Origin of the sequence: Streptomyces sp. NPDC048566, from assembly GCF_043199735.1 — a bacterium.
Lineage (GTDB): Bacteria > Actinomycetota > Actinomycetes > Streptomycetales > Streptomycetaceae > Streptomyces.
Map to the genome: position 1 here is coordinate 91,718 of NZ_JBICWL010000011.1, position 12,860 is coordinate 104,577.

Annotated in this window: 10 protein-coding genes and 1 pseudogene; 3 read left to right on the plus strand and 8 right to left on the minus strand. The window is 74.2% G+C overall.

Annotated features, from left to right (window positions below; translation table 11 throughout):
• Positions 1-62 precede the first annotated feature (62 nt).
• From ACGFS9_RS18860 to ACGFS9_RS18875, 4 genes are all read right to left on the minus strand, one after another.
• Positions 63-968, minus strand: coding sequence for an aldehyde dehydrogenase family protein (locus ACGFS9_RS18860; RefSeq protein WP_393254510.1), 906 nt, complete (start codon positions 966-968; stop codon positions 63-65).
• Positions 969-2,426: an aldehyde dehydrogenase family protein gene (locus tag ACGFS9_RS18865; RefSeq protein ID WP_393254511.1), complete on the minus strand. Its 1,458-nt coding sequence runs from the start codon at positions 2,424-2,426 to the stop codon at positions 969-971.
• Positions 2,427-2,432: 6 nt separating this feature from the next.
• Positions 2,433-3,383, minus strand: a complete 951-nt coding sequence (deoC, locus tag ACGFS9_RS18870) for a deoxyribose-phosphate aldolase (protein WP_393254664.1) — start codon at positions 3,381-3,383, stop codon at positions 2,433-2,435.
• Between the two features lie 183 nt (positions 3,384-3,566).
• On the minus strand, positions 3,567-4,484 hold the full coding sequence (locus ACGFS9_RS18875) for a class I SAM-dependent methyltransferase (protein ID WP_393254513.1): 918 nt from the start codon (positions 4,482-4,484) through the stop codon (positions 3,567-3,569).
• A gap of 524 nt (positions 4,485-5,008) precedes the next feature.
• Here ACGFS9_RS18875 and ACGFS9_RS18880 point away from each other — a divergent pair.
• Positions 5,009-5,841, plus strand: a pseudogene (locus ACGFS9_RS18880) (PH domain-containing protein).
• Between the two features lie 352 nt (positions 5,842-6,193).
• Here ACGFS9_RS18880 and ACGFS9_RS18885 read toward each other — a convergent pair.
• The 3 genes from ACGFS9_RS18885 to ACGFS9_RS18895 form a co-directional block, all read right to left on the minus strand.
• Complete coding sequence (locus ACGFS9_RS18885; protein WP_393254515.1) at positions 6,194-7,825, minus strand: phospho-sugar mutase; 1,632 nt, start codon at positions 7,823-7,825, stop codon at positions 6,194-6,196.
• A gap of 84 nt (positions 7,826-7,909) precedes the next feature.
• A complete protein-coding gene (locus tag ACGFS9_RS18890) occupies positions 7,910-8,734 on the minus strand; it encodes a purine-nucleoside phosphorylase (RefSeq protein WP_393254517.1) in 825 nt (274 codons plus the stop codon).
• A gap of 137 nt (positions 8,735-8,871) precedes the next feature.
• Positions 8,872-9,309: a gamma-glutamylcyclotransferase gene (locus tag ACGFS9_RS18895; protein ID WP_393254519.1), complete on the minus strand. Its 438-nt coding sequence runs from the start codon at positions 9,307-9,309 to the stop codon at positions 8,872-8,874.
• A 107-nt stretch (positions 9,310-9,416) separates the two neighbouring features.
• Here ACGFS9_RS18895 and ACGFS9_RS18900 point away from each other — a divergent pair, with 107 nt between their 5' ends.
• Both ACGFS9_RS18900 and ACGFS9_RS18905 read left to right on the plus strand, forming a co-directional pair.
• Positions 9,417-10,865 carry an NAD(P)H-quinone dehydrogenase gene (locus ACGFS9_RS18900; RefSeq protein WP_393254521.1) on the plus strand — a complete coding sequence of 483 codons (1,449 nt, stop codon included), beginning with the start codon at positions 9,417-9,419 and terminating at the stop codon, positions 10,863-10,865.
• Positions 10,866-11,069: 204 nt separating this feature from the next.
• Positions 11,070-12,002: a DeoR/GlpR family DNA-binding transcription regulator gene (locus ACGFS9_RS18905; protein ID WP_393254665.1), complete on the plus strand. Its 933-nt coding sequence runs from the start codon at positions 11,070-11,072 to the stop codon at positions 12,000-12,002.
• A 56-nt stretch (positions 12,003-12,058) separates the two neighbouring features.
• Here the strand turns inward: ACGFS9_RS18905 and ACGFS9_RS18910 are convergent, their stop codons facing one another.
• The gene (locus ACGFS9_RS18910; protein WP_393254522.1) at positions 12,059-12,604 is read right to left on the minus strand and encodes a TetR/AcrR family transcriptional regulator; all 546 of its coding nucleotides are present in this window, start codon (positions 12,602-12,604) and stop codon (positions 12,059-12,061) included.
• Between the last annotated feature and the right edge of the window lie 256 nt (positions 12,605-12,860).

Here is a 12,860-nt window from a genome sequence, read left to right on the forward strand (position 1 = left end):
GGACACGGATCGGGGCCCCGGAGACGGCACCGCGCCGGCGGGCGCGGATCGGCGGGCGGACCTCAGTAGGAGGAACCCGACGCGCCCAGCGCGCCGGTCGGGTGCCACACCGTCTTGGTCTCCAGGAAGGCCGTCAGGCCCTCCGTGCCGGGGGTCCGGGTGTAGTCCACAGCCTGTGGACGCACGACCCGCTTCAGGTTGTCCGCGGCGGCGATCTCCAGCTCCTTGGCCAGCTCCTCGTCCGCGCCGGCCAGGTCGATCGCGTTGACGTCCTGGTGCGCGGCCAGCGGGGCCGCGATCTCCGCGGTCCGGCCGGACAGGATGTTCACCACGCCGCCCGGCACGTCCGAGGTGGCGAGCACCTCGCCCAGCGAGAGCGCCGGCAGCGGGCACTTCTCGCTCGCGACCACGACCACCGTGTTGCCGGTCGCGATCACCGGGGCGATCACCGACACCAGGCCCAGGAACGACGACTCCTGCGGGGCCAGCACCGTGACGACGCCGGTCGGCTCCGGGGACGACAGGTTGAAGAACGGACCCGCCACCGGGTTCCCGCCGCCCACGACCTGGGCGATCTTGTCCGTCCAGCCCGCGTACCAGACCCAGCGGTCGATCGCCGCGTCGACGACCGCAGCCGCCTTCGCCTTCGACAGGCCCTCCGCCTCGGCGACCTCGCGGACGAACTGCTCCCGGCGGCCCTCCAGCATCTCCGCGACGCGGTACAGGACCTGCCCGCGGTTGTACGCCGTGGCGCCGGACCAGCCGCCGAACGCCTTGCGCGCGGCGACGACCGCGTCCCGGGCGTCCTTGCGCGACGACTGGGGGGCGTTCGCCAGCCACGTGCCCTTGGAGTCGCTCACCTCGTACACCCGGCCGCTCTCGGAACGCGGGAACTTGCCGCCCACGTACAGCTTGTAGGTCTTGAAAACGCTCAGACGCCGCTGCTCGGACTTCTCGACTGCGCTCATTTATCGCTCGCCCTCCTGGCTCGACGGGGCGAGGTACGCCTCCAGGCCGTGCCGGCCGCCCTCGCGGCCGTAGCCCGACTCCTTGTATCCGCCGAACGGCGAGGTGGGGTCGAACTTGTTGAACGTGTTGGACCAGATCACACCCGCGCGCAGCTTGCCCGCCACGGCGAGGATGCGGGAGCCCTTCTCGGTCCAGATGCCCGCCGACAGGCCGTACTGCGTGTTGTTGGCCTTCGCGACGGCCTCGTCCGGGGTGCGGAACGTCAGGACGGACAGCACCGGGCCGAAGATCTCGTCGCGGGCCACGGTGTGCGCCTGCGTGACGTTCGTGAACAGCGTCGGGGCGAACCAGTAGCCCGACGACGGCAGTTCACAGGCAGGGGACCAGCGCTCGGCGCCCTCGGCCTCGCCCTGCTCGACGAGCGAGGTGATCCGCGCGAGCTGCTCCGCGGAGTTGATCGCGCCGATGTCCGTGTTCTTGTCCAGCGGGTCGCCCAGACGCAGCGTCGACAGCCGTCGCTTCAGCGAGTCGAGCAGCTCGTCGTGGACCGACTCCTGGACCAGCAGCCGCGACCCCGCGCAGCACACCTGGCCCTGGTTGAAGAAGATCCCGGTGACGATGCCCTCGACGGCCTGGTCGATCGGGGCGTCGTCGAAGACGATGTTCGCGCCCTTGCCGCCCAGTTCGAGGGTGACCTTCTTGTGCGAGCCGGCCACCTGCCGGGCGATCGCCTTGCCGACGGCGGTGGAACCGGTGAAGGCCACCTTGTCCACGTCGGGGTGCGCGACCAGCGCCGCGCCCGCGTGGCCGTACCCGGGAAGGATGTTGACGACGCCCCTGGGCAGGCCGGCCTGGCGGCAGATGTCCGCGAAGAACAGCGCCGACAGCGGCGTGGTCTCGGCGGGCTTCAGCACCACCGTGTTGCCCGCCGCGAGGGCCGGGGCGATCTTCCACGCCAGCATCAGCAGCGGGAAGTTCCACGGGATGACCTGGCCCGCGACGCCCAGCGGGCGCGGGTTCGCGCCGAGACCGGCGTGGTCCAGCTTGTCGGCCCAGCCCGCGTAGTAGAAGAAGTGGGCGGCGACCAGGGGGAGGTCCGCGTCGCGGGTCTCCTTGATCGGCTTGCCGTTGTCCAGCGTCTCCAGGACGGCCAGCTCACGGCTGCGCTCCTGGATGATCCGGGCGATGCGGAACAGGTACTTGGCTCGCTCGGAGCCCGGCAGCGCCGACCACTTCGCGAACGCCTTGCGGGCGGCCCGCACCGCGCGGTCCACGTCCGCCTCGCCCGCCTGGGCGATCTCGGAGAGGACCTCCTCGGAGGCGGGGGAGACGGTCTTGAAGACCTTGCCGTCGGCGGCCTCGGTGAACTCGCCGTCGATGAACAGGCCGTAGGAGGGGGCGATGTCGACGACGGAGCGGGACTCGGGCGCCGGGGCGTATTCGAATGCGGAAGCCATGATGGATCAGTCCACCGTCACGTAGTCGGGGCCGGAGTAGCGGCCGGTGGCCAGCTTCTGACGCTGCATCAGCAGGTCGTTCAGCAGGGAGGACGCGCCGAAGCGGAACCAGTGGTTGTCCAGCCAGTCCTCGCCCGCGGTCTCGTTCACCAGGACGAGGAACTTGACCGCGTCCTTGGTGGTGCGGATGCCGCCGGCCGGCTTCACGCCGACCTGCACGCCGGTCTGGGCGCGGAAGTCGCGGACGGCCTCCAGCATGAGCAGCGTGTTCGCCGGGGTGGCGTTCACCGCGACCTTGCCGGTGGACGTCTTGATGAAGTCGGCCCCGGCCAGCATGCCGAGCCAGCTCGCCCGCCGGATGTTGTCGTACGTCGACAGCTCGCCGGTCTCGAAGATGACCTTCAGCCGGGCGGCGCCCGAGGCCTCCTTCACGGCGACGATCTCGTCGTACACCTTCATGTAGTGGCCCGCGAGGAACGCCCCGCGGTCGATGACCATGTCGATCTCGTCGGCGCCCGCGGCGACCGCGTCGCGCACGTCGGCCAGCTTCACGTCGAGCGCGGCCCGCCCCGCCGGGAACGCGGTCGCGACGGAGGCGACCTTCACGCCGGAACCGGCGACGGCCTCCTTCGCGACGGCCACCATGTCGGGGTAGACGCACACCGCGGCCGTGGTCGGCGCCGTGCGGTCCGTCGGGTCGGGGAGGACCGCCTTGGCGCCGAGCGCCCGGACCTTGCCGGGGGTGTCCGCGCCTTCCAGCGTCGTCAGGTCGACCATCGAGATGGCCAGGTCGATCGCGTACGCCTTGGCGGTGGTCTTGATGGATCGGGTGCCGAGCGAGGCGGCGCGCGCCTCCAGCCCGACCGCGTCGACGCCGGGCAGTCCGTGGAGGAAGCGGCGCAGCGTGCTGTCGGACGCGGTCACGTCGGCGAGGGCAGCGGGTGCAGAGGTGGGCATGGTCACCAGACGAGCATATCTACGCGCGTAGCGGCTGTACAGCCCCGGGTCCGATCCGGACCGGAGACGGGGCCGGGCGGGACCGGGAGCCGGGGGAGACCGGGTCGGCGCGGCGCCGGGACCGGCGCCACGCCCGCCGGCGCGCCGCCGGGACCGGCGCCACGCCCGCCGTCGCGCCGCCGGTCAGCCCCCGTCCCTCTCCCGGGCCGCGTCCGGCGCCGTGCGCCCGGACGGGCCCCCGTCGCCCGTGGCCGTCGCGTCGACGCGCCAGCAGGCGGCGGTGAACCGGACCTCGTCCCCGTGGACGAACGGGTCGAAGACGGGGAGGACCGCCGCCATGACCCGTTCCCGGGTCGGCTCGTCGACCCCGTGCAGGGCCGCGCCCACCGGGCCGAAGTGCCCCGCCCACCAGACCAGCCGGTCCGCGGGCAGCACGCAGTCGGTCTCCACCGGGTGCAGGGCGACGTTCTCCCAGCCCGCCTCCTCCAGCAGTCGGCGCACCCGGACCGGGTCCGCGAAGGCGAACTGGCCCGGCGTGTCCGGCCGGCGCTCCGGGAGCCCGGGAAGGAGCGGCGCCGCCGCGCGCTCGGCCACCGTCATGAACGGGTTCTCCTCCATGCCGCGCCAGGTCACGAACCGCAGCCGGGCCCCGTTCCGGGCCGCCCGCCGCAGGTTCGCCAGGGCCTGGCCCGGATCGTCGAAGAACATCACGCCGAAGCGCGACAGCACCCGGTCGAAGGAGCCGGGCTCGAAGGCGTGCACCTGCGCGTCGCCGCGGACGAAGGAGACACGGTCCCCCTCCGGCCCGGGCGCCTCCCGCGTCACGCGGGCCCGCGCCGCGTCCAGCATCGGGGCCGAGACGTCCACGCCCACGCAGCGGCCCCGCGGCCCGAGCCGCCGGGCCACGGCGACCGTCGTGCCCCCGGTTCCGCAGCCGACGTCGAGCACCCGGTCCGCGCCCCCTTCCGGGACGGTCTCGACCAGCAGGTCCGCGAACGGGCGGTACAGGCCGTCCAGCAACTCCTGCGCCTCGACCCAGGCGTTCCCCGACGGGCCGTTCCAGCGCTCCGCCTGACCGCCGTCCGCCGCCTTCGCCTCCATGGCCCGCCTCCTGTGCCAGCTCTCACACCGCGATGACGACACCGTCTCTACCCCCCGCCGGGCCCGCTGTCACCCGGACACCCTCGCCGCGCCCCGCGCCCCGCGCCCCGCCCGGAGCCCGCCCGGGGCGCGGGAGACCGGGCGCGTCCGACGGTCACGGGAGGAACAGCCCCCCGTGATCGTTCGTCCCGGCGGGGGCCGGGCCCGCCCGCGCGTCTCTGCCACGGGCACGCAGGTGACCGGCGGGGGTGCCCTCCGGGGCGGTCACACGCCGCAGCGCGCGAGACAAAGCCCAGCGGGCGGCGGGGCCGGGTGCGGGACACGCGCAAGGGGCAGGGATCGGTGGGAGGGCGAGGCGGCCGGGAGCGGGGGCGCGGCGGCGGGATCGGTGGGAGGGCGGGGCCTGGGAGCGGAGGGCGCGGTCACGGGATCGGCAGGAGCGCGGCGACGGGATCGACATTCGCGACCATAGTGAGACCCCGCCGAGCTCAAGCTCACCGTGTGCGTCGGGCACAATCGGGGCCATGACCACCCCGGACCATCAGCCACCCCTGCCGGACGCCTCGCGACCCGAGGCGAACGACCGGATCTACCGGTCGCCCGCCGGCATCACGGGCGGCGTCCTGCTGCTGTTCATCGCGGGCTGGCTCGGCATCGACGCCCTGGTCTCCGGATCCGGCCGCACCCCCTGGCTGGCTCTCGCCGCGCTGCTCCTGATCGTTCCGCTGGTGTCGGCGTTCACCCTGCGCCCCGCCGTCTACGCGAACGACGACCGGCTCCGCGTCCGCAACCCGCTCCGCGTGATCGTGCTGCCCTGGAGCAAGGTCGTCTCGCTGCGCTCGTCCTACTCGAACGAGGTCGTCGACACCTCCGGCAGCAAGTACCAGCTCTGGGCCGTGCCGGTGTCGCTGCGCGCCCGGAAGAAGGCCGCCAGGCAGCAGGGGCGGGCCGCCACCGGCAGCCGCGGTTTCGAGGCGCGCATGATGGCGACGCGGCCCTCGCCGTGGGGGCGCGGGGCCCCGCGCGCCCCCCCCCCCCCCGCGCCGACCCCCCCCATCAAGGGCGCCCAGCGCGCGCCCGGCCGGCGGGGGGGGGGGGGCGGGCCCGGGGGGGGGGGGGGGGGGGGGGGGGGCGCGGGGGGGGGCGGCGCCCCGGGGGGGGGGCCCGCGCCCCCGCGGCCGACGCGCCGACCCGGGCGCAGACCGACCAGATCATGGACGACCTGCGCGAGACGGCGGAGGCCCGCGCGCACGAGCCGGGCGCGCAGGGCGAGGTCACGGTCCGCTGGGCCTACGAGGTGATCGGCCCCGCGGTCGCGGGCGCCGTCGTGCTGGCCATCCTGCTCGCCACGGGCTGAACCCGGCCCGGACTGTGGCGCCGGCCCCGAGCCGCCGTGCCGGCCCCGCGCTGCCGCGCCGGTCATGGGCCACCGTGCCGGTCCTGGGCCGCCGTGCCGGTCATGGGCCACCGTGTTGGTCCTGGGCCGCCGTGCCGGTCATGGGCCACCGTGTTGGTCCTGGGCCGCCGTGCCGGCCTCGCGCCGCCGCGCCGGCCGGCCCGCGGCACCATCCCGCCTCCGCCCGGTCCGCGGCACCGTTCCGCCCCGCGTCCCGGTCGCTCACCCGGACGGCACGAAGGGGGCGCCGCGTGGTGGAACGCGGCGCCCCCTTCGACGTACGGGGACGGTGCCGGGCCGGGGCCCGGGGGTGTCAGATGCCGGCGGCGGCCGACAGGTCCCGCTTGATCGCGGCGAGCAGCTCCGCGGCCTTCGCCCGCCCCGCCGGCAGGTCCGCGTGGCCGGCCACCGGCACCACGACCTCCAGGTAGCACTTGAGCTTGGGCTCGGTGCCGCTCGGCCGGACGATGACCCGGGCGCCCTCCAGCGTGTAGCGCAGCCCGTCCGTGGGCGGCAGCAGCCCGGTTCCCTCGGTCAGGTCCTCGGCCCGCGTGATCGCGAGGCCCGCCAGCACGGTCGGCGGCTGTTCGCGCAGCCGGCGCATCGCGGCGGCGATGACGGTCAGGTCCTCCACCCGCACCGAGAGCTGGTCGGTGGCGTGCAGTCCGTGCGCCACGGCCAGGTCGTCGAGCAGGTCGAGCAGGGTCCGGCCCTGCTCCTTCAGCTCGGAGGCCAGTTCCGTGACGAGCAGGGCCGCGGTGATGCCGTCCTTGTCGCGCACGCCCTCGGGGTCGACGCAGTAGCCGAGCGCCTCCTCGTAGCCGTAGCGCAGCCCGTCCACCCGCGCGATCCACTTGAAGCCGGTGAGGGTCTCCTCGTACGGCAGTCCCGCGCCCTCGGCGATCCGGCCGAGCAGCGAGGAGGAGACGATCGACTCGGCGAACGTGCCGCGCGCCCCGCGCCGGACCAGGTGTTCGGCGAGCAGCGCGCCGACCTCGTCGCCGCGCAGCATGCGCCAGTCCGCGCCGTCGGGGACGGCCACGGCGCAGCGGTCCGCGTCCGGGTCGTTGGCGATCACGAGGTCCGGCCCGGCCGCGCGGGCCCGCGCGAACGCGAGGTCCATCGCGCCCGGCTCCTCCGGGTTGGGGAAGGCGACCGTCGGGAAGTCGGGATCGGGCTCGGCCTGCTCGGCCACCAGCACCGGCTCCGGGAAGCCCGCCCGCGCGAACGCCGCCAGGAGGACCTCCTTGCCGACGCCGTGCATCGGCGTGTAGACGGTCCGGGCGGTGCGCGGCGACCCCTCGGCCAGGACGGCGTCGGTGCGGGCCAGGTAGGCGTCCAGGACGCTCTCGTCGAGGGTCTCCCAGCCGCCGTCGGGGCGCGGCACGCCGGCGAGCGCGCCGACCGCGTCGATCTCCGCGGCGATCTCGGCGTCGGCCGGCGGCACGATCTGCGAGCCGTCGCCCAGGTACACCTTGTAGCCGTTGTCGCGGGGCGGGTTGTGGCTGGCGGTGACCTCCACGCCCGCGACCGCGCCGAGGTGCCGTATGGCGAAGGCGAGGACGGGGGTGGGCAGCGGCCGGGGCAGGACGGCGGCGCGCAGGCCGGCGCCCGTCATCACGGCCGCGGTGTCCCGCGCGAAGTCGGCGGACTTGTGCCGGGCGTCGTACCCGATCACGACGAGCCCGTCGGCCCGGCCCCGGGCCTTCAGGTAGGCGGCGAGGCCCGCCGCCGCCCGGATGACCACGGAGCGGTTCATCCGCATCGGGCCGGCGCCGAGTTCACCGCGCAGGCCCGCGGTGCCGAACTGCAGGGTGCCGCCGAAGCGGTCCGCGAGCCCGGCGACGTCCTCGGCGTCGACGAGCTTGGCGAGTTCCTCGCGGGTCTCCGGGTCGGGGTCCTCGGCCAGCCACGCCCTGGCCCGGGCGATGAGTTCGTCCTGCACCTGGGGTGCACCTCTCTTCGGTCGTACGGTTCCGTCTGCCCGGCCGGTCCCCGCCCCCGGCTCCGGGGACGGACCGTCCGCCGCCTACAGGCGGTCCAGCACCTGGGTGAGGAGTTCCCCCATGCGCACGGCCGAGTCGCGGCCCGCCTGGAGAACCTCCTCGTGGTTGAGGGGTTCGCCCGTCATGCCGGCGGCCAGGTTCGTGACGAGGGAGATGCCGAGCACCTCGGCGCCCGCCTCACGCGCGGCGATGGCTTCGAGCGTCGTCGACATGCCCACCAGGTCGGCGCCGATGACCCGGGCCATCCGGATCTCCGCCGGAGTCTCGTAGTGCGGGCCGGGGAACTGGGCGTAGACGCCCTCCTCCAGGGAGGGGTCCACCTCCTTGCACAGCGCCCGCAGCCGCGGCGAGTACAGGTCGGTGAGGTCGACGAAGTTCGCGCCGACGATCGGCGAGGTGGCCGTCAGGTTGATGTGGTCGCTGATCAGGACCGGCTGGCCGGGGCGCATGCCCTCGCGCAGTCCGCCGCAGCCGTTGGTGAGCACGACGGTCTTGCAGCCGGCGGCGACGGCGGTACGGACGCCGTGCGCGACGGCGGCTACCCCGCGGCCCTCGTAGAAGTGGGTGCGGCCGAGGAAGACCAGGGCACGCTTGTCGCCGATCAGGTACGAGCGGACCTTGCCGCCGTGACCCTCGACGGCCGGCGCCGGGAAGCCGGGCAGCTCGGTGACCGGGAACTCGGCCGCGGGGACGCCGAGGGCGTCCACGGCCGGAGCCCAGCCGGAGCCCATCACGAGGGTGACGTCATGGGTGTCGGCGCCGGTCAGCTCGCGCAGGCGCGTGGCGGCGGCGTCAGCGGCGGCATGAGGGTCGCCCTGGATGTCGTCCGGAAGAAGAGATGCATTCACGCGCATGAGGGTAGCCGGTCTGGGCCTACGCGCGTAGATGACAGAGCTCACGGTCTTGCGATCGTTGTCTTGTCGTTTCCGACGAAAAACGGCGCGACGGCGGTCGCCGCCGGACGCCGCGCACCCGGCCGGCCCGGTCAGCAGGGGCGTTTGCGGATCTCCATCACGTAGTCGTGCGGTGCGCCCGCCGACTCCGCCGCGTCGGCGAGCTCGCCCAGATACCGCGCGGAGGGGAGTCCGCCCTCGTACCCGTTCAGTACGTACACCCAGGCCGGCTCCTCGCCCTCCAGGGTGTGCACCCGTACGCGCATCCGGCGGTAGACGTCCAGCCCGACGCCCTCCCAGCGGTCCATGGAGTCCTCGTCCGGCGGCGCGATGTCGTACAGGGCCACGAAGACCTGGGACCGCGGTGCCTCGACGATCGTCGCCAGCGCGCCCTCCCAGCCCATGTGCTCGCCGCCGAAGGTCAGCCGCCAGCCGTTCAGCCAGCCCGTGGCGCGCAGCGGCGAATGCGGGGCGCGGCGCGTCATCAGCCGGGGGTCGAGATTGCCGGCGTACGCGGCGTAGAGCGACATGGGGTCGAGGGTACGGCAGGGGCGCGCGCGTCCCCGGCGGGCGGAAGAGGCCCGGATCGACCCGTCCGGGGGCCCCTGGGCGGAAGCACCTTGAAGCGTGCGGGACAATGGAGTACGTGACTCGGATCGTGATCATCGGTGGCGGACCCGGCGGATACGAAGCTGCGCTGGTGGCAGCGCAACTCGGCGCGGAGGTGACGGTCGTCGACTGCGACGGCCTGGGCGGGGCGTCGGTGCTCACCGACTGCGTCCCGTCCAAGACCCTCATCGCCACGGCCGAGGTGATGACGACCTTCGACTCCTCCTACGAGGAGCTGGGCATCATCGTCGCCGACGACACCCCGCCGGAGGAGCAGGCGGCCCGGGTGGTCGGCGTCGACCTCGGCAAGGTCAACCGCCGCGTGAAGCGTCTCGCGCTCGCCCAGTCGCACGACATCACCGCCTCGGTGACCCGGGCCGGCGCCCGGGTGCTGCGCGGTCGCGGCCGGCTGGAGGGCATGCAGGCCCTGGACGGCTCCCGCAAGGTCGTCGTGCGGGCCGCGGACGGCACCGAGGAGACCCTCACCGCCGACGCCGTGCTCATCGCCACCGGCGGGCACCCGCGCGAGCTGCCCGACGCGCAGCCCGACGGCGAGCGCATCCTGAACTGGACCCAGGTCTACGACCTCGACGAACTGCCCGAGGAGCTCATCGTCGTGGGTTCCGGTGTCACCGGTGCCGAGTTCGCCGGCGCCTACCAGGCGCTCGGCTCCCGCGTCACCCTCGTCTCCAGCCGGGACCGCGTGCTGCCGGGCGAGGACCCGGACGCCGCCGCCGTCCTGGAGGACGTCTTCCGCCGCCGCGGCATGAACGTGATGGCCCGCTCCCGCGCCGAGTCGGCCAAGCGGGTCGGCGACCGCGTCGAGGTCACCCTGTCCGACGGCCGCGTCATCAGCGGCACGCACTGCCTGATGGCCGTCGGCGCCATCCCGAACAGCAGCGGCATGGGCCTGGAGGAGGCGGGCGTCAAGGTCCGCGACTCCGGGCACATCTGGACCGACAAGGTCTCCCGCACCACCGCCCCGGGGGTGTACGCGGCCGGCGACGTCACCGGCGTCTTCGCCCTCGCGTCCGTCGCCGCCATGCAGGGGCGGATCGCGATGTACCACTTCCTCGGCGACGCCGTGGCCCCGCTGAACCTGAAGACCGTGTCCTCCAACGTCTTCACGGACCCCGAGATCGCCACCGTCGGCTACACGCAGGCGGACGTCGACGCGGGGAAGATCGACGCCCGGGGCGTCAAACTGCCGCTGCTGCGCAACCCGCGCGCCAAGATGCAGGGCATCCGCGACGGTTTCGTCAAGATCTTCTGCCGCCCCGGCACCGGCATCGTGGTGGGCGGTGTGGTGGTCGCCCCGCGCGCCTCCGAGCTGATCCACCCCATCTCGATCGCGGTGGACAACAACCTGACGGTCGAGCAGATCGCGAACGCCTTCACCGTCTACCCGTCGCTGTCCGGCTCGATCGCCGAGGTGGCCCGGCAGCTGCACACCCGGAAGACGGCCGGCGAGGGCTGACCCGGCCGGGCAGGGCCGGCGCCGGTCACAGCGCGTCGGGGCGTGTTCCCGCGGCATAGGCGGACCGATTAGGCGCGTATACCACTTGCTGCCCTGCCATGCGAACAACTTCTGTTATTCGGCGCAAACTGCTGAAAGCAGACGGTCGTTGGGGTTACTGTCAGTTTCGTGTTCGCTGCAGAACGTCGCCAATTGATCCTCGAAATGGTGCGAGCGAACGGGGCCGTGTCGCTCCGTGAGCTCGCCCGCGTCGTCCAGACCTCCGAAGTGACCGTACGGCGGGACGTGCGCGCGCTGGAGGCAGAAGGACTCCTCGACCGCCGGCACGGCGGTGCGGTATTGCCGGGCGGGTTCACGCGGGAGTCCGGCTTTCCGCAGAAATCGCATCTCGCGACCGCCGAGAAGACGGCCATCGCCGATCTCGCCGCGGGTCTCGTCGAAGAGGGCGAGGCCATCGTGGTGGGCGCCGGCACCACCACGCAGGAGCTGGCCCGCCGGCTCGCGCGGGTGCCCGGTCTGACCGTCGTCACCAACTCGCTGCTGGTGGCGCAGGCGCTGGCCCACGCCAACCGCGTCGAAGTGGTGATGACCGGCGGCACCCTGCGCGGTTCCAACTACGCCCTGGTCGGATCGGGTGCCGAGCAGTCCCTCCAAGGGCTGCGCGTCTCCCGCGCCTTCCTCTCCGGGAGCGGCCTGACCGCCGAGCGCGGGCTCTCCACGTCCAACATGCTCTCCGCGTCCGTGGACCGCGCCCTGGTCCAGGCGGCGGCGGAGGTGGTGGTCCTCGCCGACCACACCAAGCTCGGCGCGGACACCATGTTCCAGACCGTGCCGACCGATCTGATCACCCGGCTGGTCACGGACGAGCCGCCCGCGCACGACGACCGCGCGGCCACCGAACTGCAGGCCCTGGCCGATCAGGGTGTCCAGATCGCGGTGGCCGGGTCATCGGCTTCGGGAGGTGCCGGAGGGGACCCCGTCCCGGCGAGCCGGCACCAGCGCCGGGACGTGCCGCTCCCCGGCCCGCGGCGCGGCCAGGTCGTCCCTGGCTCGGGGCCGCAACTACGCAGCGCGACGGTGATGGGGGACCAGCCCCCGGCCGAAAGGGCACGGGTGGCCGACCTCCGACGCCGCTGAGCGGTTCCGGCGGTCCGTCGAACGGACGGCGTGGCGGTGTGTCCGGCGCGCCCCGGTCACGGCCTCAGGCCACGCAGCGTCAGCTTCAGCAGCCGGTCGGCCAGCAGTCCGTCGTCCGGTGTCTCCTCCGCCGCCAACGCGATCGCGTTGGTCAACTGGAGGAGGTCGCCGATCGACACGTCGGCCCGTACCGAGCCCGCCCGCTGGGCGCGGGCCAGCAGGGCGCCGCCCGCCTCGCGCATCGGCCCGCTGCACCGGGCCAGATGGGACGCGTCGTCCCGTGCCGCCGACATCAGGGCGCGCGCGAGCCCGCGGTACTCGCTCGCGTGCGTGACGATCGCGCGCAGCCAGTCGACCAGGGCGGTGCAGGGTTCGGGGGCCTCCAGCAGCGCCCGCGAGCGGTCCAGCAGGTCGCCCACGGCCTCCTCGAACACCGCGCTCAGCAGGGCGTGCCGGTTCGGGAAGTGGCGGTACAGGGTGCCGATCCCGACACCCGCGCGCCGCGCCACCTCCTCCAGGGGCGCCGCGGTGCCGTGCTCGGCGAACACGGTCCGGGCCTCCGCCACCAGCCGCCCGCGGTTGCGCCGGGCGTCCGCGCGCATACCGCGGGGCTCCTCCGGCGGCTGCTCCGCCTCCCGGGGCGGTCCGGGCGGGCCGGGGTGTCGCCCCGCCGTCGTGCCGGCCATCGCTGCCACCTGACCTCTCCCGCCGGGCCGGCCTCCGTCGGCCCGGCTGCCACCAGGATGCCACCGGGTGCCCGGCGGCCACGGCCGTGCGGCCGGGCGCGACACCCCCGGGGCTCCCCCGTACTCGCCTCCGGGCCCGGGCCCGGAGGCCGCCGGTCCGGCCCGCCCGGCC

Excerpts from the sequence above, each read along its gene's own strand:
- ACGFS9_RS18860 (WP_393254510.1), bottom strand. The coding sequence starts at position 968 with ATGAGCGCAGTCGAGAAGTCCGAGCAGCGGCGTCTGAGCGTTTTCAAG.
- ACGFS9_RS18865 (WP_393254511.1), bottom strand. The coding sequence starts at position 2,426 with ATGGCTTCCGCATTCGAATACGCCCCGGCGCCCGAGTCCCGCTCCGTC.
- deoC (WP_393254664.1), bottom strand. The coding sequence starts at position 3,383 with ATGCCCACCTCTGCACCCGCTGCCCTCGCCGACGTGACCGCGTCCGAC.
- ACGFS9_RS18875 (WP_393254513.1), bottom strand. The coding sequence starts at position 4,484 with ATGGAGGCGAAGGCGGCGGACGGCGGTCAGGCGGAGCGCTGGAACGGC.
- ACGFS9_RS18895 (WP_393254519.1), bottom strand. The coding sequence starts at position 9,309 with ATGTCGCTCTACGCCGCGTACGCCGGCAATCTCGACCCCCGGCTGATG.
- ACGFS9_RS18900 (WP_393254521.1), top strand. The coding sequence starts at position 9,417 with ATGGAGTACGTGACTCGGATCGTGATCATCGGTGGCGGACCCGGCGGA.
- ACGFS9_RS18905 (WP_393254665.1), top strand. The coding sequence starts at position 11,070 with ATGGTGCGAGCGAACGGGGCCGTGTCGCTCCGTGAGCTCGCCCGCGTC.
- ACGFS9_RS18910 (WP_393254522.1), bottom strand. The coding sequence starts at position 12,604 with ATGCGCGCGGACGCCCGGCGCAACCGCGGGCGGCTGGTGGCGGAGGCC.